Here is a 19,957-nt window from a genome sequence, read left to right as displayed (position 1 = left end):
AAAAGATGGAGGTTTTAAACATGTCATGGGATAATATTACGGGAAAAGCAGCTACTGGTGGTGGTGAGAAGTATGTAGTTCTTCAGGTTGTGTTGACAGAGAAATTTTTAGGTACAGGTTCAGGGACTGCTAGTTTGACTAATCTTCAAGCCGCAATTAATAAGCAGGCAGCTTTGGGCTATAGATTACATACAATCTCAACAACTTCTTCCGGTTCTAAAGGTTTTCTTGGAGGGGATAAGATTCAAGCAACTATGGTATTCGAGAGAATTGATTAGATGAATATATTTTGGGGAACTAGTATAGTTTTATAATTTTTTGCATTTTGTTAAATAAGGTGGATGGATTTTTTCATCAGTCCTATAAATTATACAACCCCAAAAAGGTTCTTAACCTTTCTTTATGGAAATGAAACATAAAAAGACGACAAAAAATGTTGTTTTAAATGTCACTTTGAATTAGACTGAAAAGAAAGTAATAGAACTTTTGATAGAAAATCCAAGTGTAAGATCAGTTGAACTTGCAGAAATAATAGGTGTAACAAAAAGGACTATCGAAAGAACATTTAAATCTTTGCAAGAAAAAAATGATAGAAAGAATTGAATCAAAGAAAGATGAAAATTGGATTGTAGTGAGATAAAAATGTAATCTCAGCTTTTAGGTATAGAAAGATAATTCCATACAGTAAGGATGAAGAGATATTACAGGTATGAAGATTATTTCAAGGATACAGATTCTCTGAAGAAGATTATTGAAAATAAAGTTAAGTATAAGTATTTGTATGAAGTATTTGATAAGTACCATGAAATGCCATTAGAGACAGTATATTGGTATGATGGGATGATAAAAGCGGCTACAGGAGAGTATAAGTCTTAATTACAATAAAGGAAAAGTATAATGAATGATGTAATTGAAAGAAAAATTGGAGAAAGTATTATATTAGAAATCCATAATTTAGGTGATGAATTAAAGAATAAAATAAAAGAGCAATTGGTTGAAATTTGTCATGGAGAATATGCTCTTGTTTCAGGACTCAATTATCATTCATTTGATGAAACTGTAAAAGAATTGGTAAATCATAGAATTCCAAGTAATATAAATAGAAAAGTAGGAGTGATAGGTGAGTTATTGCTAAATGTGTTGATTAGAGAATTTACTGATATTAAAATAGTTTCACCATTTTTTAATTTAGAAGAAAGACATGTAAAAAAGGGTTTTGATATTATTGCTGTTGATTCTAATAAAGATTTATGGATTATAGAATCAAAAGCAGGAGAATTAGGAAAACTACAAACTTCTACTGAAAAGGTATGCGAAAGAATCAATACTGCTAAAAGAGATTTAGAGGCACGACTGAATATGCACAATTCACAATTATGGTTAAATGCGGTGAATAGCGTTAGGAGTGCATTGGATGATACTAGTGAAAAAAATACTATAGTTAATATACTTAATAAAAATAGCAGCTCATGTTTAAGCAACGATAAAAATGTTATTTTAGGTGGTACTGTGTTTTGCATATTTAATTCTACAATAGATTCAATAGAACTAAGAAAACTGCACGATTCAATATTAAGCTCTAATAAATTTTCAAAATTGAAATTAATTGCAATACAAAAACAAACATATCAAGCAATAATAGATTTTTTAGTGACATTAGTATAGGAGGTTTGAAGTGGATAAATTAACATTGAGAAAGCTTTATAACACTGAATTTCCAGAACTATATAAAAAGTTACAGATAGGTATAGAGTTATCTGATGAAGAGCTAGAAAAAATATTATCTATAGGGATTTTTTTGACTGGATTGGATAATAAAAATCTACAAAGATTAGGATACAGATTATTTTTATTGTATAGCAAAATAACGGATGATTATAAACCACTATACGAATTAAGTTTGAATAAAGGGCTTATTCCTATATCAAAATTTATAGAAAACAATCTAAATTATTCAGAGAAATATGGGAATATCTATACTGAAATAAATAGTATAGAGAGTGATGAATTTAAATGGAATAATTCGTATCAAACAATAGGGCAGTTTGAATTATTTAAGGAAGCTAAAAAATCAAAATTAAAATCGCAGATTATTGTAGCTCCAACATCGTATGGGAAAACGGAATTGATATTATCATTTATTGACCACACTAAATTTAAAAAAATATGTATCATTTCTCCTACAAAATCTCTTTTAGCGCAAACAAAGAAAAGGATTATAAATAATTTTGGATATAGGAAAATAATAACATATCCAGAAATGTATAGCGATAAAGATAATGAAATAATTGCTGTGTTAACTCAAGAGAGACTGTTGAGATTGCTACAGAACAACCCAAACTTGAAATTTGATTTATTAGTTATTGATGAAGCACATAATATATTAGATGATTTTTCAGATGAAAATAGACGCAGTGTGATCTTGGCTTCTGTTATTATTATTTGTAAAAAAAGAAAAAAAACCCTTGTTTGTAAATATTTAACACCATTTTTAAGATCTAAAGAAAGTTTAAAGATTGAATATCTACCGAATGTTGATGAATGGTATAGTGTTGTTGAAAATGTTAAGTCAGAAATATTTTATTTTTACGATTTAGAGAACAATAAGAAAGTTTTATTAGATCAATATTCGACGGCGAAGGACAAGTTGATTGATTTACAGGTCAATGAATTAGGAGACGACGAAGATGTTGTTATTACAAATTGTGATAACAAAAATATAATATATTTAAACAGCCCTAAGAAGCTTGAAAATTTTGCGTTTAAACTATTTTCTAAACTCCCTGAAAAACAAATACTTAGACTTAATAAAGCTGCTAGTGATTTGAGGGAATATGTACATGAGGATTATAAATTAGCTGATTATATTGAAAAAGGGATTATTTATCATCATGGTTCAATACCAGAGCCAGTAAGGTATTTTATAGAGGACTTATATGTTGATGTGCCAGAAATAAAAATGCTTATTGCTAATTCTACATTGCTTGAAGGAGTAAATATTCCTGCAACAAAGATGTTTATATTAGATCCTTGTAGAGGAAATAGTTATTTATCGCCATCGTCTTTTAAAAATTTAATTGGAAGGGTATGTAGATTTGGAGAGATTTTTAATAATAGTACGGGAGATTTAAAATACTTGTTGCCAGAAATTCATATTGTTAAAGGTGGATATTGTAGACAAAATTTTAAAGTAGAAAATTTTGTCAAAGGACGAAAAATATTAGTTGAAGATTATGATAAAATTGTTGATGATATAAAAAATCCACTGTTAGTTAATTCTGATTCTGATGAAGCTAAAAAGAAAAAGGCAGAAGATATTCTAGAAAATATTTCTCATAGCGATGCTATAACAGTCAATAACTCAAATAAGGCGAAAACAAAAGTTGGGCAGTTATGTTTTGAAAATAATATTAATATATTCAATATACTTGAAATAGAGAAGAAAATAAATAATGAGATAGAAAACGTAAATATAGCTCAAAGTATAGATACAGTTTTTAATATAATAGACTATTTATTTTTTTCTAAAATAAATGATAGTAACGGAGAATACAATAATTTAAAGCGTTTGAGAGAACATGAAGCACAAAATTTTTACAAAATGCTAATTAACTGGAGAATAATGGGATTTACCATGAAAGTAATGACAGATGAGGTGGTTGGATATTGGAATACGCTTAGAGAAGAGCGATCAAGAATTGTTTATGTTGGTAAATGGGGGGATAAAACCAGAGGTGGACATAGAGAGTATTGGACTGACATTACAGAAAAAGATGAATATGAGAAGGTTAATTTAGCTATCGTAAGATTAAAAGAGGAATATGATTTTATAGACAATGAAATAGTAAAATATATAGAAGTACTATATTCTTTAGAACTTATCGAAGAGTCGCTTTATTTAAAAATAAAATACGGAACAGATGATAAAACTAAAATTGCGTTATTGAACTGTGGCATTAGTAGTATTCTTTCCAAATTGTTGCAAGAAAAATATTCGGATATGTTTGAGGTTGATATAGGTAATAGTACTGTGACCTTTTCTAAAAATTTGATTTCTGAAATGTTAAAAAATAGTGAAAATGGTATATTGATTTCAGAGGTAAAAATGAATGCTAAAGAATAAATTGGAGTTCCATGCTTGCAATATGCTTGCAAAAAATCGGATAAACAGAAATAAACTGGATAATAAGACTAGATCCGATAATAAAAACCTTGATTTTATGCGATTTATACAAAACGATATCAATGGACATATCGAGTGGGAGTAGGAAATAATATCTAAATATCCTTCAATTTATCCCCAATATATTTGGGAATAAGTTGAGGGATAATACTTCTATGATAACTATGGAGGAATAGAGTATGATTAGAAATATAAAAATAGAAGATGCAGAAGCAATACAAAGAATATGTCATATTTCTTTAGGGTATTCAGTATCTATAGAGACAGTCATGAGACAAATACAAAAACTGTCAGAGGATGTAAATCATCATTATATCTATGTATATGAAGATGAAAAGTTACAGAAAGTAGTTGGATTTGTGCATGCTGAAGTATATGAAAGTCTTTATTCTTATGCTGGTTTGAACATTTTGGGATTAGCTGTTTTACCAGAGTTTCAAGGTAAAGGAATTGGCAAAGAATTGATGAATCATTTAGAATTCAAAGCTAAAAATGATTCCGTTTCATTTGTTAGACTAAACTCAGCAGACTATCGTGTAGAAGCACATAAATTCTATGAGAGTATCGGATATGTATGTGATAAAACTCAAAAGAGGTTTATTAAGAGGTTGGATTAGATAGTTTTTGGGTTATTGGATAGGTTATAAATGAAAAGCGCACGGCTTTAAGAGTAGCATCTTTTAGTTGTGTGCTTTTTAGGCTCTTTGTCAAATAGTTGAGGAAATAATGTTATAATAACTTCGGAAAATCAGAGGGGGTTAAAGTGAACATAGAAATTAACGCACACCACAATAAAGGAGTTGAATGTGATGTCTCATTTCATTTTGTACCATACAGAAGATGGAAAGGTAAAAATTAATCTGATTCTAGAAAATGGAACGATATGGTTAACTCAACTTCAGATTGCGGAATTATTTCAAGTAAGTAAACAAACCATCCGTAAACAAATCAAAAATATTTTGGAAGATGAAGAATTAGATGAAAAAGTGGTTGTTAACTATCAGTTTCCAGCCACTAATCATGTCGAGAGTGTCGTATTGATGTCAAGAGTTGCACCCACTAAGTAAATAAAGTATAGAAAATAAAGGCTTATTTATAGGCTATCGTTAAACTGTTTTGTGGCTAAGCCAATTGTCCCACAAGTTGTATTGATACTGGTTCGTGTCACAAATGTTTGTGTTTCTTAGATGATTTTATTCGTAGTTTGGAATATACTATTGTTAACGAGTGTAACTGTAAAGCTATTTTCGGAGAGATTATGATGGAATATTTATCAATAAAGCAAACATCAGAAAAATGGGGTATTACAGTTAGAAGAATACAGATCCTCTGCATAGAGGGACGTATACCTGGTGCCACAAAGATTGGATCATATTGGGCTATTCCTGCAGATGCTGAAAAACCAAACGATAAAAGAATTAAGAGTGGTAAACATATAAAGAAAGGTGATATTAATGGATAGAAGTGCTTTCATTAAGATTCTGACAGAAGTATTGAAATATGATAAAAAATATAAATCAATTGAATCAAGAGACCAACTGTTGAGGCTGTTAGGTAGAGCAAGAGTTAATTTTGTTCCGCAATATGGATTTGCAAATCATGGGCGCTCCTATCAACATTGGGAGATTGTGGAATTACGAGTTCCAGTTCCTTTGTTAGAAATCGCAGAAGAAAATGAGAAAATTCTAAAAGAGTTAGTAGAGTATGTATATGAGGAGTCTGATGATTATGCTTTACATCACGTTGAAATACGTCCACAGGTAATTGATACACCAGATGAAGTAACAGAGCATAATGTAGTTTTTGATGCAATTCAAGATGAAGTAATTCAGGGAATTAGAGATGCTAAATTTATAATTTGGGCAGCTGTTGCATGGTTTTCTAATGAAGCTATTTATCAAGAGTTATTAGCGAAAAAGAAGCAAGGATTAAATGTAAGAATAATAGTTTCGCAGGAAGACTCAAATATAAATATGATTTCAAAACTGAGAGAGAATAAGTTCGATGTTGTGGTCATTCCGAGATGGGGAAATAAAGGATATAACCGTATGCATGATAAGTTTTGTATCATAGATATGGACTATGTAATGCACGGATCATATAATTGGACACCAACAGCTAATAAAAATGTAGAAACTTTAGTAACTGCACTTGATCATGAACTTGTCAAAAAGTTTGCTAAAGAGTTTATGGAATTATATAGTGGGATTTATTTTTAAACAAAGACAAATTTGAATTTAAGGAGGACAAAATGATTTTAGAAACGGAAAGATTGATTCTTCGTCCATGGGAAGAAAGTGATGCAAATGATTTATTTCAGTATGCCAGTAATCCAGAGGTTGGTCCGATTGCAGGTTGGCCTGTACATACCAGTGTTGAAAATAGCAAGGAGATTATAAAAAGTGTTTTTTCAGCACCTGAGACATACGCCATAGTTTTAAAAGAAACGATGCAGCCAGTGGGTAGCATAGGATTGATGATCGGCTCTGTAAGTGATAAAGGTATTCCTGATACTGAGGCGGAGATTGGTTACTGGATAGGAGTTCCGTATTGGGGTCAGGGTCTGATACCAGAAGCAGTTCGTGAGATTATGAGACATGGATTTGATGACCTGAATCTGGAGAAAATGTGGTGCGGTTATTTTGACGGCAATACAAAGTCAAAGAGAGTTCAGGAAAAATGTGGTTTCCGTTATCATCATACAAAAGAAAACGTTCTATGTGCATTCGAAGGTATTCTTCGCACAGAACACATAACCTGTCTATCAAAGGGAGAGTGGCTGTCGACTAAGTAAATCCCAGTTTGTCTAGGTAATACCTTTTAACGATAACCCTACTTATCGTTAAAAGGTTTATAGATATGTTCCCACATACGAACGCAACTACTTGACATACTTAGTGTTCACTCGTTTCAAGGTGAGATAGAAGATGGACTTCCAAAGAGAAAAGTAGCTTACTACAATTTAGATATGATTTTAGCGATAGGTTATCGTGTGCAATCCCCACGAGGAATACAATTTAGAAAGTATGCTTCTACAGTTTTAAAAGAATATTTCATTAAAGGTTTTACTATGGATGATGAACGGTTTAAAAATTTAGGGGAAGACAATTATTTTAAAGGACTTTTAGAACGAATTTATGATATTCGTTTCAGTGAGAAAGTATTTTATCGTCAACTGTTAGATTTGTTTGCAATGTCCGTTGATTATAATAAGGATAGTGGTGAAGCTAAAAGATTTTTCACTACAGTTCGAAATAAATTACATTTTCCTATTCATCAATAAACAGCAACTGAATCGGGTGATAATAAGGGAGTAAAATTTGTTAAAGGAGAACTTCCAACATATTCTGACTCCAAAAGACATTTAATTGAAAAAGAATTGAGTAGTTTTAATCAATTAGTTTCACAATGTTTGGATTTTGCAGAGAAACAAGCAAAACAAGAATGTACGATGATGATGAAAGATTGGAACTATCATATTGAGCAATTACTATGTAAAATAGATGATGATATAGAGATTGATGAAAGACTGTTTAGTGAATTAACAGAAATAAAAGGTGAAACAAAAGATATAAATGATGCTGAATATACTTTAAACCAAGTTGAAAATGACTGCTTAGGGGAATTAAAGAAGATAGAAAGTCTCATAAAAAATATAAAATAATGTTTAAAAACTCCTGCTGAAAATTTAGTCAGTAGGAGTTTTCAGTTCGGGTTAATCTACAAGGTCAATAGTTTGTAAAACCTAAAAAAATAATAGTCCCTAATAATGAGATTTCCTTAAATTTTTATAATGAATAATTATCCAATCCTCACATTACGTTCATAGCTAATATTGTTTTGCTTACAAAACTCTTCGAATTTTTTAGAGACGAAATGTTTCCCAAATTCTTTTTGTAATTGTTTTTTAGTATTCTGATTTGATGGAATATTTAGATGATGCAAGAGATTCGTAAAGTTTTTCGCATCTAATAAGTAAGTGACTTCATAATCGTCTCCATCAAAAATATCGACATCATAATCTTCGTATCCAATCATCGCTGAACCATCTGGATTAAGTGTATATAAAAATGCGCTGTCTGTCATAAAAGAAATCCCTCCTGATAAGTTAATTATATCAATTCCGAAATAACCTAAGCAACAAAAGTTATGTGATATAAAAAATAAAATTTGCTATCGTCCCTTGCCACAATTTAAAAGAAAAGTCAGGTTTATGACGAAGTTTAGGGATACCTATTTCTGATTTAATAAACCTATGCTATAATCAGTCAAACCCATAGAACAAAAATGAGGAGAATTACTTTGAAATTATTAAAAATTGATCGATTATTAGTTGAAACAGCAAAACTCCCTATGGTCAAAATTGATAGAGAGTTATTTTTAAGAAAAGAATTAAGAGATCGTTATCGTCCTGAAGTGATTGAATTAGCGATTCAATATAATCCGGCATATGCAGGAATTCCAGTAGAAGACATTAATAAAATTGCCAAAAGTTGTATTAAAGGAGAAGCGACTCAAGTAAGTACGATTTCAGCTGCAGCAGGACTGCCAGGTGGGTTTGCGATTCTTGGTTCACTTCCAGCAGATTTAGCGCAATATTTTGCTCATATTTTGCGAGTTTTACAAAAATTAATTTACTTATATGGTTGGAGTGAATTAGGATTTGATACAAAAGAAATGAATGATGAAACGAAAAATTTACTCATCTTATTTATCGGAATTATGTTTGGAGTTAATAGTGCGGTGAATACAGTTCACGCAATAGCTGCCCAAGTAGCAAAAAAAGTGGCAAAAAAACTTCCTCAAGAAGCGATTACAAAAGGTTTTATTTATCCTGTTGTTAAAAAAATTGCATCCATTCTTGGAGTTCAAATGTCTAAAAAAATCTTTGCCAATGGAGTGTCCAAAGTTGTTCCAGTTGTCGGTGCAGTAACCTCTGGTGCATTAACGTACATTACTTTTAATGCAATGGCAGAAAAATTAAGAAAACACTTAGCAAAAGATGATTTAGCAAATATTGAAATTTATAAAGAAAAATCAGACCCTCTAGTAATTGATGCTGAATTTATAGAAGAATAATTGAAAATTTCGTCCCTCTGTCGAATGATGGAGGGATTTTTTCGCTATATAAATCATGAAGCAAATATATTGCAATGATAGCGTTTGAATGATATGATGGAATACCTGTTGTTAATGGAATTTAATAGATTTTTTGATAGAATTTTTTATTTTAAAAATTTATGTAAATTTCTATTGAATACTCTAGCAAAGGTCTTAAAAAATTGTATCATTCCACTAAAGAAATTTGTAGCCAAACAGTCAAATAAAAGTGGTTATGAACGTTTTCAAAACTCAAAATGATAACTGTTTTTTCGGAATAAATCCTAAAATGTTTAGAAAATAGTATAAAATAATGATTGATTTTTAAAATTTTCTTGACAAGCAAAAAAAGATATGTTAAATACTTGACGGTTATTTTTTGAAGGATTTTTGAAACGCCATTTTTCAAATTTTCTTTGGAAGAGAAAACTAGAAGGGAAGAATTATAAATGACACAATTTGATACACCAGAATATTTAGCAAAAGTGGATGCGTGGTGGCGCGCAGCTAACTATATTTCAGTAGCACAAATGTACTTGAAAGATAATCCACTATTACGTCGTCCTGTACAAAAAGAAGACGTTAAATTACATCCAATCGGACACTGGGGAACAATCGCAGGACAAAACTTTATTTACGCACACTTAAACCGTGCTATTAACAAATATGACTTAGATATGTTCTACATTGAAGGTCCTGGACACGGTGGACAAGTAATGGTATCTAACTCTTACTTAGACGGTTCTTATACTGAATTATATCCAAATATTACGCAAGATGAAGCTGGCTTCAAACAATTGTGTAAAATTTTCTCATTCCCAGGAGGAATTGCATCACACGCTGCTCCTGAGACTCCTGGTTCTATTCACGAAGGTGGAGAATTAGGTTACTCATTATCTCACGCAACAGGTGCAATCTTAGATAACCCTAACGTAATTGCTGCTGCAGTTATCGGAGATGGAGAAGCAGAAACAGGCCCATTAGCAGCTGGTTGGTTCTCAAACACATTCATCAACCCTGTAAATGATGGTGCTGTACTTCCAATTCTTTACTTAAACGGTGGTAAAATCCACAACCCAACAATTTTAGCTCGTCGTACTGATGAAGAATTAACTCAATTCTTTAACGGTTTAGGATGGGATCCAATTTTTGTTGAAGGAACTGATCCTGAAAAAGTTCACCCATTAATGGCTGAAAAATTAGACGAAGCAATTGAAAAAATTCAAGCAATCCAAAAAGAAGCTCGTGCTAAAAAAGCTGAGGAAGCAACAATGCCTCATTGGCCAGTATTAGTAGTACGTACACCAAAAGGATGGACTGGTCCAAAAGAATGGAACAGCGAACCAATCGAAGGTGGATTCCGTGCTCACCAAGTTCCAATTCCAGTATCAGGTGAATCAATGGAACATGTCGATGCATTATTAAACTGGTTGAAATCATACCGTCCAGAAGAATTATTCGATGAAAACGGAAAATTAGTAGAAGAAATTGCTGCTATTTCACCAAAAGGTGACCGTCGTATGAGCATGAACCCAATCACTAATGCAGGGGTTGTAAAACCAATGGAAATTACTGATTGGACTAAACATGCAGTTGATACTTCAACTCCAGGTGCTATCCAAAAACAAGATATGATTGAATTTGGTAAATTTGCAGCTGACTTAGTAAAAGCTAACCCTGAAAACTTCCGTATTTTCGGACCAGATGAAACTAAATCTAACCGTCTAAACGAAGTATTTAAAGCAACAAACCGTCAATGGGTTGGTCGTCGTGATGAAAGCTATGATGAATGGATTTCACCAGTTGGTCGTGTTATCGATTCACAATTATCAGAACACCAAGCAGAAGGATTCTTAGAAGGTTATGTTTTAACAGGTCGTCACGGATTCTTCGCTTCATACGAATCATTCTTACGTGTAGTAGACTCAATGATTACTCAACACTTCAAATGGTTACGTAAATCTAAAACTCACGCTCCATGGCGTAAAAACTATCCATCATTAAACTTGATTGCAACATCAACAGTGTTCCAACAAGACCACAATGGATATACTCACCAAGATCCAGGTTTATTAACTCACTTAGCTGAGAAAAAACCAGAATTCGTACGTGAATATTTACCAGCAGATACAAACAGCTTGATGGCAGTTATGGCTGAAGCTTTAAGTTCAGAAGATAAAATTAACTTAATCGTTTCATCTAAACACCCACGTCCTCAATTCTACTCAGTAGAAGAAGCTAAAGAATTAGTAAGCGAAGGATACAAAGTAATTGACTGGGCTTCAACTGTTAAAGATGGCGAAGAGCCAGATGTAGTTATTGCTGCTGCAGGTACTGAACCAAACTTAGAAGCATTAGCAGGTATTTCAATCTTGCATAAACAATTCCCAGAATTGAAAATCCGCTTCATCAACGTTGTAGATATCTTAAAATTACGTTCTCTAAAAGTTGACCCTCGCGGTTTATCCGATGAAGAATTCGATAAATTATTTACAGCTGACAAACCAGTAGTATTCTGCTTCCACGGATATGAAGGTATGATTCGTGATTTATTCTTCGATCGTAACAACCACAATGTTCATATCCACGGTTACCGTGAAAACGGAGATATTACAACTCCATTCGATATGCGTGTTCTTTCTGAAATGGACCGCTTCCACGTTGCAAAAGATGCTGCAGTCGCTGTATATGGTGACAAAGCTAGCGAATTTGCTGAGAAAATGGATGAAACAGTGGAATTCCACCACAGCTATATCCGTGAACACGGTGAAGATATTCCAGAAGTAGTAAGCTGGAAATGGGAAAACGTTAATAAATAATAACGATTTTGATTGAATAGGGCAGTCGTCTGACGATAGATTTCTATCTGAGGGCGAGCCCTATTTTTGTATAAAGATGAAACGAACTTCGAAACATAACGATTCGCTATTTTAAAATGAAAAATATACTTCTTTATTATATGTTCATCGGATATAGACAAATAAAAGAAGAGTTTGCTATAATATTCACACAAGTAAAGGGGAGTGAAAATGATGAGTAAAATGAAGTTTTTATTAGGTGCGATGGCGTTATCAACTTTTGTAGCAACAAACAATGTTCAAGCTGCTGAAAATGAAGGGATCATTCCAAAATGTGTAGTTCAAGAGAACGCTCTTGTTAAAGGGGATGCACATGTACCTGTATCGAAGTGTGGACAACCATTTAGATATAGTACGCCTGAATGGAAAGTTGAAAAAGATGGCAGCAAAGTATTATATCGTGATGGAAAACGTGCGTTAAAATGGCAAGCAGTCGATAATACTTGGGTATTTATTGGAGATAACTTTAAACCATTAAAAGGTTGGCAAGTATTACCAGTTGTTCAACAAGGTTTGATTAATGTTGTTGAAGGCGATGATATTCATACATCTGTACCAGATAAAGGTTATTTTTACTTTAATGAACAAGGCTATTTACAAGAAAAATGGGTGTTCGATGATGGACATTGGTACTACATTCCAGAACGTGGTGTTGTTTCAAAAGGTTGGGTAGAAGTAAAAGATAAATGGTATTATTTCGATACATCTGGAAGAATGCAAACAGGTTGGAAAATGCTGAATGGAGTTTGGTATTACTTAAATGAATCTGGAGCAATGGAAACTGGCTGGGTTCAAGTAGATGGAAAATGGTATTACTTCAACACTTCAGGTGGCATGCAAACAGGTTGGGTGCAATGGAATGATGCTTGGTATTATTTTGCACCATCAGGCGAAATGAAGACAGGTTGGGTTGAGTCATCAGGAAAATGGTATTTCTTAAAAGACAGTGGTAAAATGGCTGTTTCTGAAAAAACATCAGATGGTTATCAAGTAGATGCAACTGGAGCTTGGGTTCGCTAGGAAAGCAGTTGACAGTTTCAAGGATTGTCAGTATACTGATAACAAATTAAATCGAGAGCAATGATCAAGCGCAGTAGAGACTAGCATCGGAGCAAAAAGAGAATTGTCGGTAGGTGCAAGACAATCCAACCTAGAATCGAAGTACACTTGAGAGCAAACTGTGACAAACAGCGTCTATCCGCGATAAGGATTTGAGAGGTAGTTTTTAACTACAATATGGGTGGTAACACGGCAAAGTCGTCCCTAATAGCTTTTGGGCTATTAGGGACTTTTTTATTTGCTAGAAAACTGTGTAAGAAAATTGCAACATTATAAGGAGGATTTGTATGAATATTATTGATGATTTAATGTGGCGTGGTGCCATTAATCAAATGACAGATGAAGAAGGTTTGCGTCAATTAACGCAAGAAAAAGCAGTCTCACTATACTGTGGTGTGGACCCAACAGGAGATAGTATGCATATTGGACATTTAATTCCATTTATGATTTTACGTCGTTTCCAATTAGCAGGGCACCGTCCAGTTATTGTTATTGGTGGAGCAACAGGTTCAATTGGAGATCCAAGTGGACGTACAAGTGAACGTGTTCTGCAAACAAAAGAACAAGTACAACATAATGTAGAAAAATTGACAGCTCAAATGAAACGTTTATTCTTAACAAGTCAAGAAGACCAAGAAGCAGTTCGTTTAGTGAATAACTATGATTGGACAAAAGAACTATCATTATTAGACTTCTTACGTGATTATGGAAAACATTTTAACTTAAATACAATGTTAGCAAAAGATGTTGTCGCAAGTCGTTTAGAAGTAGGGATTTCATTTACAGAGTTTTCTTACCAAATTTTACAATCCATCGACTTTTTACAATTGTTCCGTAAAGAAGATGTTCAAGTGCAAATTGGTGGGGCTGACCAATGGGGAAATATTACAGCCGGTTTAGAATTAATTCGTAAAGTGGAAGGAGCAGAAGCTCGTGCGTATGGATTAACAATTCCACTGATGCTGAAATCTGATGGTACTAAATTCGGAAAATCAGCTGGTGGTGCAGTATGGTTAGATTCAGAAAAAACAACTCCATATGAATTCTACCAATTCTGGTTAAACCAAGATGACCGTGATGTGATTAAATATATTAAATACTTTACATTCTTAGAAAAAGAAGAAATTGAAGCGTTAGAAGTTTCTGTACAAGAAGAACCACATAAACGTCAAGCGCAAAAACGTTTAGCAGAAGAAGTGACACGTTTTGTACATGGTGAAGCAGCCTTACAAGATGCCTTGAAAATTACAAATGCTTTATTCACTGGAGATGTTCAACAATTAAATGCGGATGAAATTGAACAAGGGTTCAAAAATATGCCAACATTTGAAAGTGAAAAAGTAGAACAAAACTTAGCAACATGGTTAGTAGATTTAGGAATTGAGCCAAGCCGTCGTCAATCTCGTGAAGATATTCAAAATGGTGCCATTTCTATTAATGGAGAAAAAATTACAGATTTAGAACATGTTTGGGCTCCAGAACAATCCTTTGAAGGACGTTTTGTACTAGTTCGTCGTGGGAAGAAAAAATATTTCTTAGTTAAATTAAAATAGCATTTGCTGAAAAGGTTAGAGAAATTGAAGTGACCCCAAAAAGTTAGACTTATTTTGAGACGACTTAAGTCGTCTCTTTTTGATTAATAGAACAAAATATATCAATAACTCCCTAGGGAGTTCGCGCCAAAATTTTTGGCGCGTTTTTTCTTAGATAGATTATCAAACTTTCAAATAGATTTACTAGTTAAGCAATACAAGCAGAGTTTGAATGAGTTATTCTGTAATTTACAGGACTTAGCCCATCCAGTTTAATTTTTATACGTTTGTTGTTGTAATAATCAATATAATCTATAATAGCTTTCTCTAATTCCTCAAGAGACTTAAATTCCTTTTCAAATCCATAAAACATTTCTGATTTCAAAATACCAAAGAAAGATTCCATCATACCATTATCTGCACTGTTTCCCTTACGCGACATAGATGGTAGTATACCTTTGCTCTCTAAAAAATGATGATAAGAATCATGCTGATATTGCCAACCTTGGTCGCTATGGAGAATAGTATTCTCATAATTTTCATCTGCAAATGCCTCATTTAACATTGTCTTTACTTGTAGTAAGTCAGGTGACCGTGAAAGATTGTACGCAATAATTTCACTGTTAAATCCATCTAATACTGGTGATAAATATAGTTTTTGTTCGCTATTCGGAATGGCAAACTCCGTTACATCTGTGTAACATTTTTCCATTGGTTTAGTCCCTTCAAAATCACGTTGAATCAAATTATCTGATCTCTTACCAACATCTCCTTTGTGCGAATAATACTTGAGTTTACGACGAATACGAGCCATTAAACCAAGAACTTTCATTAAGCGTTGTACCTTCTTATGATTCACTTTAAATCCACGATTTCTCAATTCTAAATGAATTCTACGGTAACCATAGTTTCCCTTATGTTCGGTAAAAATGGCTTGTATTTCATCTTTAATCTGTTGATCCTTATCTGGTTGGTTCATTTGTTTTAAATGGTAATAGTATGTTGAGCGAGCTAATTTAATCACTTTAAGAAGAATATCTAATGTAAACTCACCGATTAATTCTTGAACAATTTCAGTCTTTCTTCTTTCGCTTTTTCCTCCTTCAATCGGAGTTCTCTCAACTTTTTTAGAATTGCATTCTCCGCTCTTAAGTATTCATTCTCTAGTTGAAGACGTTCTAAATCTGTCATTTCTTCTAATTTTTTCTTTGGTTTACGTCCCATTGTACTTGGTCTCCCTATTGTTTTCTCAACAATAGTATATCCATTTTTCTTATATTGTGCTAGCCAATTCGAAAGTAAACCCCAATTTGGAAGTGCATAATCAATAGATACACTTGATTGTGAACGACCTTCTAAAAGAACTTTATTCATTATTTCCTGCTTTAGTTCTGGTGAATAGTAACGATTTTTTTCTTTTTTAACAATTTCTATTCCATATCGATCAATCAATCGAACTAAGTATTTAATATTAGAAACGGCAATATCGTATTTCTGTGAAAGTTTCTTTAAGCTTTTACCTTGTTTTCTTAGTTGATAAATTTCTATTTTATCTTCATAAGTTAATTTCATAAAAAAACACCCCAAAAGTTAGATTTTTCATGTCTAACTTTTGGGGTGCAGTACAAAATCTAGCCTTTTTTATGTAATTGTCATGCGAAATATGACAAATCAGGAGTTAAAAAAAGCGATTATATCAGCTATAAAACGAAATGTTACAGTTTTGTTACAATGAAGATACAATTCTGCGAAAATTAACATAAGGCTTTAGTCCTATGTTATGATGATACCAGTCAAGATTATAAGCACTTTCATACAGTGCCTTTTATATAAATAAAACCGTTTGGAGGGAATCATTTGAATAAGAGGTTATTAACTTTCGTAGTAACAGGAACAGCGTTAGCATTAGGTACATTAGCACCTTCAGTAAACGCTCAAGATATTGATTCGCAAATTAGCTCAGCAAATTCACAAATTCAAAATTTAAATAATCAAAAACAAGCAGTAGCAGGACAAGTTGAACAATTATCTCAAGATTTAACAAATGTACAATCAAGAATTAATTCAGTTCAAGCAGAACAAGAAACTGCTAAAGCAAACTTAGAAGTATTAAAAGCAGAAATTTCAAAACTTGAAACATTAATTGCAGAACGTAATGAACGATTAAAAGATCAAGCTCGTGCAGTTCAAGTAAACGGTGCGCGTTCATATGTTGACTTCTTACTAAATGCAGACTCTATTACAGATGTAGTAAATCGTATTGGAGTAATTGTTGACTTAGTAGGTGCAAACCGTCAATTAATGCAAGAACAAGCTCGTGATAAAGAGCAAGTTCAAACAAAAGAACAAGCTCAAAAAGATAACTTAAATCAACAAAAAGCAAATGAAGCACAATTACAAAATTTACAAACTGAATTAAGTGCAACATTTACAAAACATAAAGCAACTTTAGCAAATCTTTCAAATGAAGAATTAGAAGCAATCGCAGCACGTGATGGTTTAGTTCAAGAAAAAGAAAGATTAGCAGCTGAAAAAGCTCGTGCAGATGCTGAAAAAGCAGCAGCACAAAAAGCAGCAGAGGAAGCTAAAGAAGCAATGTTGAAAGCAACAGAAGAAGCAGTTGCAAAAGCAGCAGCAACTCCTGCAGCAGCAACAGCAGCAACTCCAGCAACAATTGCAGCTAAGAGTGAAGCAGCTTCTACAACAGCAGTAGCTACAGCGGCAACAACTCCGGCTCCAGCTAAAGCAGCAAATATCGTGGTAGGTGGCTCATTTGCAGCTCCAGATCCATCATTTGTAGCAGCTTTAAATGGTGGATATTTCGGACAATGTACTTACTATATGTATAACCGTTTCGCTCAATTAGGATCACCAATTAGAACTACAGCATTAGGAAATGCAGCTGAATGGCCAGCAAATGCTGCAGCAGCAGGTTACGGAGTTTCTTCAACTCCTCGTGCAGGTACAGCAATTGTATTCCAACGTGGTGTAGGTGGAGCAGATCCTGTATATGGTCACGTTGGATTTGTTGAACGTGTAAATGCAGATGGATCATTATTCATCTCAGAAATGAACGTACAAGGTGTAAACGTAATTTCAACTCGTACAATTCCAGCAAGTGTTGCAGCTCAAGCAACATATATCAACTTCGGATTATAATATGAATGAAAGGATGGATTCCGTTAAGGAATTCATTCTTTTTTTGTCTTTTATGGTGGGGATGGTAGCGTATCTGTGAAGTGTCAGTAGTGGATTTGAGGGTGAGTGGAATTTTTTAAAAATCGTAAAAGATTTTTTATAAAAAATGTTGATTTTTTTATAAAAAAAAGTTAAGATAAGTTCATCGCTTTATTTAGTAAGTATTTGCTAAATAATCGACTCTCTAGACTAACGTTAACTTTCGCCGTGATTGACACCGAAGGCTAGCGTTTTTTTTATCGTTTTTTTGTGGAAAATGAGTTACAATAAGAAAAGTAATCAATGAAGGTGAAAGGAAGTGAATCGATGGATACAGCTCTTTTAAAAGAAAAAATTCAAAAGAAAAGTAAGGAACTTGGTATCGATAAAATTGGATTTGCTTCTGCTGCACCCTTTGATCATTTAGCTCAAGGAATGCAAGAATCTAAAGAGTTAGGGCATACAACAGGATTTGAACATCCGATTTTAGAAGAGAGAATTTACCCAGAGAAGATTTTTGATTCTCCTAAGACGATTATTTCAATTGCCCTTGCATATCCTACTTTACCAAGTCAGAAACCTGAACGTGTAAAAGGTGAGCGACGTGGAGCTTTTGCGAGAGCTTCTTGGGGAGAAGATTACCATTTTATTTTATCTAGAAGAATGGAAGCTTTAATTGAATATATTAAAAGTGAAGTGAATCAAGAAGATGTTGCGTTTAAACCAATGGTGGATACAGGAGAGTTAATCGATGTCCGTGTTGCTGAACGAGCTGGGATAGGTTTTGTTGGAAAAAATGGTTTATTAGTGACAAAGGAATTTGGTTCCTATGTTTATTTAGGTGAATTAATTACGAATATTGAATTTCCAGTGGATGCTCCCGTTGATTATGGCTGTGGAGATTGTACACGTTGCGTAGATTTTTGTCCGACGAATGCCTTATTAGGAAATGGTAAAATGAATGCCCAACGTTGTTTATCGTACCAAACACAAACGAAAGGCTTTATGCCGAAGGAATATCGTAAAAAAATGGGGCATGTTATTTATGGTTGCGATATTTGCCAGCAAGTTTGTCCGTATAACAAAGGGAAAGATTTTCATTTACATCCTGAAATGGAACCGTCTGTGGAAGAAACACATCCATTGTTAAAACCATTAGTGACGATTTCGAATAAGGAGTTCAAAGAACGGTTTGGAAAGATGGCTGGTTCATGGCGTGGGAAGAAGCCGCTACAGAGAAATGCCATTATTGCGCTAGCAAATTACCGTGATAAGACTGCAGTTCCTCTATTATTGAAAGTGATGAAGGAAGATATGCGACCTGTTATCAAAGGAACGGCGGCTTGGGCTGTGAGTGAGATTATTAGTGAGTCGAGTGAAGAACTAATTCATTATTTTACAGAAATGTTAGAAAAAGCACAAAAAATTGAAGCAACAACGAAAGAAGAAGCAGACTTAGTTGTTGAATTAGAAGAAGCGATTCAAACATTGCACGAAAAATTACCAAAAAATCCTGAGGAGGGATCTTATGACGATTAATCATATTGTATTATTTGAACCACAAATTCCAGCGAATACGGGAAATATTGCACGTACTTGTGCTGCAACGAATTCACCGCTACATTTAGTGGGGCAATTAGGATTTTCAACAGATGATAAGCATTTAAAACGTGCGGGTCTAGATTATTGGAATGATGTGGATATTACGTATCATGATTCGCTAGAAGCATTTATGGAGTATTTAGGCAATCGTCCTATTTATTTAATTACAAAATTTGCTAATCATACTTATGATGAAGTCGATTTGGCAAAGGATGAAGAGCAATTTTTCATTTTTGGAAAAGAAACAACAGGATTACCAGAAGAATTTATGCGTGAACATGAAGAAAGTTGTTTAAGATTACCGATGAATGATACTCATGTTCGTTCCTTAAACTTATCGAATACAGCAGCAATTGTTGTTTATGAAGCATTAAGACAGCAACAGTTTAAAGGCTTAGAATTAGTTCATACCTATGAACATGATAAATTGAAATAAGGAGACAGGC

General features: G+C 33.3%; 17 protein-coding genes, 2 pseudogenes and 1 other annotated feature. Of the genes and pseudogenes, 17 read left to right on the top strand and 2 right to left on the bottom strand.

Annotated features, from left to right (window positions below; all coding sequences use genetic code 11):
* The first annotated feature begins 20 nt into the window (after positions 1-20).
* The 10 genes and pseudogenes from HMPREF0446_RS06990 to rhuM all read left to right on the top strand — a co-directional run.
* Positions 21-278, top strand: a complete 258-nt coding sequence (locus tag HMPREF0446_RS06990; RefSeq protein ID WP_006703197.1) for a DUF4177 domain-containing protein — start codon at positions 21-23, stop codon at positions 276-278.
* 196 nt (positions 279-474) lie between these two features.
* Positions 475-603, top strand: a pseudogene (locus tag HMPREF0446_RS08880) (HTH domain-containing protein); the annotation flags it as partial.
* 294 nt (positions 604-897) lie between these two features.
* On the top strand, positions 898-1,665 hold the full coding sequence (locus HMPREF0446_RS06980) for a Hachiman antiphage defense system protein HamA (protein WP_006703201.1): 768 nt from the start codon (positions 898-900) through the stop codon (positions 1,663-1,665).
* A 10-nt stretch (positions 1,666-1,675) separates the two neighbouring features.
* Positions 1,676-4,123, top strand: a complete 2,448-nt coding sequence (locus tag HMPREF0446_RS06975; protein WP_006703202.1) for a DEAD/DEAH box helicase — start codon at positions 1,676-1,678, stop codon at positions 4,121-4,123.
* Positions 4,124-4,362: 239 nt separating this feature from the next.
* Positions 4,363-4,800 carry a GNAT family N-acetyltransferase gene (locus HMPREF0446_RS06970; protein WP_006703203.1) on the top strand — a complete coding sequence of 146 codons (438 nt, stop codon included), beginning with the start codon at positions 4,363-4,365 and terminating at the stop codon, positions 4,798-4,800.
* 192 nt (positions 4,801-4,992) lie between these two features.
* Positions 4,993-5,250 carry a DeoR family transcriptional regulator gene (locus HMPREF0446_RS06965; RefSeq protein WP_006703204.1) on the top strand — a complete coding sequence of 86 codons (258 nt, stop codon included), beginning with the start codon at positions 4,993-4,995 and terminating at the stop codon, positions 5,248-5,250.
* Positions 5,251-5,444: 194 nt separating this feature from the next.
* Complete coding sequence (locus HMPREF0446_RS06960) at positions 5,445-5,645, top strand: MerR family transcriptional regulator (protein ID WP_040507646.1); 201 nt, start codon at positions 5,445-5,447, stop codon at positions 5,643-5,645.
* A complete protein-coding gene (locus HMPREF0446_RS06955; RefSeq protein WP_006703206.1) occupies positions 5,638-6,402 on the top strand; it encodes a phospholipase D-like domain-containing protein in 765 nt (254 codons plus the stop codon). The genes HMPREF0446_RS06960 and HMPREF0446_RS06955 overlap by 8 nt, the downstream gene beginning before the upstream one ends.
* A 32-nt stretch (positions 6,403-6,434) precedes the next feature.
* The gene (locus HMPREF0446_RS06950) at positions 6,435-6,977 is read left to right on the top strand and encodes a GNAT family N-acetyltransferase (protein ID WP_006703207.1); all 543 of its coding nucleotides are present in this window, start codon (positions 6,435-6,437) and stop codon (positions 6,975-6,977) included.
* A 144-nt stretch (positions 6,978-7,121) separates the two neighbouring features.
* Positions 7,122-7,847, top strand: a pseudogene (gene rhuM, locus HMPREF0446_RS08510) (RhuM family protein); the annotation flags it as partial.
* A gap of 137 nt (positions 7,848-7,984) precedes the next feature.
* Here rhuM and HMPREF0446_RS06940 read toward each other — a convergent pair.
* Positions 7,985-8,269, bottom strand: coding sequence for a hypothetical protein (locus tag HMPREF0446_RS06940; RefSeq protein ID WP_006703210.1), 285 nt, complete (start codon positions 8,267-8,269; stop codon positions 7,985-7,987).
* A 216-nt stretch (positions 8,270-8,485) separates the two neighbouring features.
* On the opposite strand from HMPREF0446_RS06940, the gene HMPREF0446_RS06935 reads away from it, so the two are divergent.
* The 4 genes from HMPREF0446_RS06935 (at position 8,486) to tyrS (ending at position 14,753) form a co-directional block, all read left to right on the top strand.
* Positions 8,486-9,262, top strand: coding sequence for an EcsC family protein (locus HMPREF0446_RS06935; protein ID WP_020991423.1), 777 nt, complete (start codon positions 8,486-8,488; stop codon positions 9,260-9,262).
* Positions 9,263-9,732: 470 nt separating this feature from the next.
* Positions 9,733-12,102, top strand: coding sequence for a phosphoketolase family protein (locus HMPREF0446_RS06930; protein WP_006703212.1), 2,370 nt, complete (start codon positions 9,733-9,735; stop codon positions 12,100-12,102).
* A gap of 213 nt (positions 12,103-12,315) precedes the next feature.
* Entirely contained in the window at positions 12,316-13,161 is an 846-nt protein-coding gene (locus HMPREF0446_RS08175; RefSeq protein WP_169816069.1) for an N-acetylmuramoyl-L-alanine amidase family protein, read from the top strand.
* 51 nt (positions 13,162-13,212) lie between these two features.
* Positions 13,213-13,409, top strand: a binding site (T-box leader).
* Between the two features lie 78 nt (positions 13,410-13,487).
* Positions 13,488-14,753, top strand: a complete 1,266-nt coding sequence (gene tyrS / locus HMPREF0446_RS06920) for a tyrosine--tRNA ligase (protein ID WP_006703214.1) — start codon at positions 13,488-13,490, stop codon at positions 14,751-14,753.
* A gap of 187 nt (positions 14,754-14,940) precedes the next feature.
* Here tyrS and HMPREF0446_RS08385 read toward each other — a convergent pair.
* Positions 14,941-16,304, bottom strand: a protein-coding gene (locus HMPREF0446_RS08385) for an IS3 family transposase (RefSeq protein ID WP_156902340.1) whose coding sequence is annotated in 2 segments (ribosomal slippage) — positions 14,941-15,863 and positions 15,863-16,304 — 1,365 coding nt in all. Because the reading frame shifts where the segments join, the coding sequence is not laid out codon by codon here.
* Between the two features lie 285 nt (positions 16,305-16,589).
* On the opposite strand from HMPREF0446_RS08385, the gene HMPREF0446_RS08170 reads away from it, so the two are divergent.
* The 3 genes from HMPREF0446_RS08170 to trmL all read left to right on the top strand — a co-directional run bounded on the left by HMPREF0446_RS08170 (position 16,590) and on the right by trmL (position 19,947).
* Positions 16,590-17,891, top strand: coding sequence for a coiled-coil domain-containing protein (locus HMPREF0446_RS08170; RefSeq protein ID WP_020991422.1), 1,302 nt, complete (start codon positions 16,590-16,592; stop codon positions 17,889-17,891).
* 345 nt (positions 17,892-18,236) lie between these two features.
* Positions 18,237-19,448, top strand: a complete 1,212-nt coding sequence (gene queG / locus HMPREF0446_RS06900) for a tRNA epoxyqueuosine(34) reductase QueG (RefSeq protein ID WP_006703218.1) — start codon at positions 18,237-18,239, stop codon at positions 19,446-19,448.
* On the top strand, positions 19,438-19,947 hold the full coding sequence (trmL, locus tag HMPREF0446_RS06895) for a tRNA (uridine(34)/cytosine(34)/5-carboxymethylaminomethyluridine(34)-2'-O)-methyltransferase TrmL (RefSeq protein ID WP_006703219.1): 510 nt from the start codon (positions 19,438-19,440) through the stop codon (positions 19,945-19,947). Before queG ends, trmL begins: the two co-directional genes overlap by 11 nt.
* Positions 19,948-19,957: the final 10 nt, after the last annotated feature.

Source organism: Granulicatella elegans ATCC 700633 (assembly GCF_000162475.2).
Classification (GTDB): Bacteria; Bacillota; Bacilli; order Lactobacillales; family Aerococcaceae; genus Granulicatella; species Granulicatella elegans.
This window is presented reverse-complemented; position numbering and strand designations above follow the sequence as displayed.

Coding starts and splice junctions, on each gene's coding strand:
- HMPREF0446_RS06990 (WP_006703197.1), top strand. CDS start 21: ATGTCATGGGATAATATTACGGGAAAAGCAGCTACTGGTGGTGGTGAG.
- HMPREF0446_RS06980 (WP_006703201.1), top strand. CDS start 898: ATGAATGATGTAATTGAAAGAAAAATTGGAGAAAGTATTATATTAGAA.
- HMPREF0446_RS06970 (WP_006703203.1), top strand. CDS start 4,363: ATGATTAGAAATATAAAAATAGAAGATGCAGAAGCAATACAAAGAATA.
- HMPREF0446_RS06965 (WP_006703204.1), top strand. CDS start 4,993: ATGTCTCATTTCATTTTGTACCATACAGAAGATGGAAAGGTAAAAATT.
- HMPREF0446_RS06960 (WP_040507646.1), top strand. CDS start 5,445: ATGGAATATTTATCAATAAAGCAAACATCAGAAAAATGGGGTATTACA.
- HMPREF0446_RS06955 (WP_006703206.1), top strand. CDS start 5,638: ATGGATAGAAGTGCTTTCATTAAGATTCTGACAGAAGTATTGAAATAT.
- HMPREF0446_RS06950 (WP_006703207.1), top strand. CDS start 6,435: ATGATTTTAGAAACGGAAAGATTGATTCTTCGTCCATGGGAAGAAAGT.
- HMPREF0446_RS06940 (WP_006703210.1), bottom strand. CDS start 8,269: ATGACAGACAGCGCATTTTTATATACACTTAATCCAGATGGTTCAGCG.
- HMPREF0446_RS06930 (WP_006703212.1), top strand. CDS start 9,733: ATGACACAATTTGATACACCAGAATATTTAGCAAAAGTGGATGCGTGG.
- HMPREF0446_RS08175 (WP_169816069.1), top strand. CDS start 12,316: ATGAGTAAAATGAAGTTTTTATTAGGTGCGATGGCGTTATCAACTTTT.
- tyrS (WP_006703214.1), top strand. CDS start 13,488: ATGAATATTATTGATGATTTAATGTGGCGTGGTGCCATTAATCAAATG.
- queG (WP_006703218.1), top strand. CDS start 18,237: ATGGATACAGCTCTTTTAAAAGAAAAAATTCAAAAGAAAAGTAAGGAA.
- trmL (WP_006703219.1), top strand. CDS start 19,438: ATGACGATTAATCATATTGTATTATTTGAACCACAAATTCCAGCGAAT.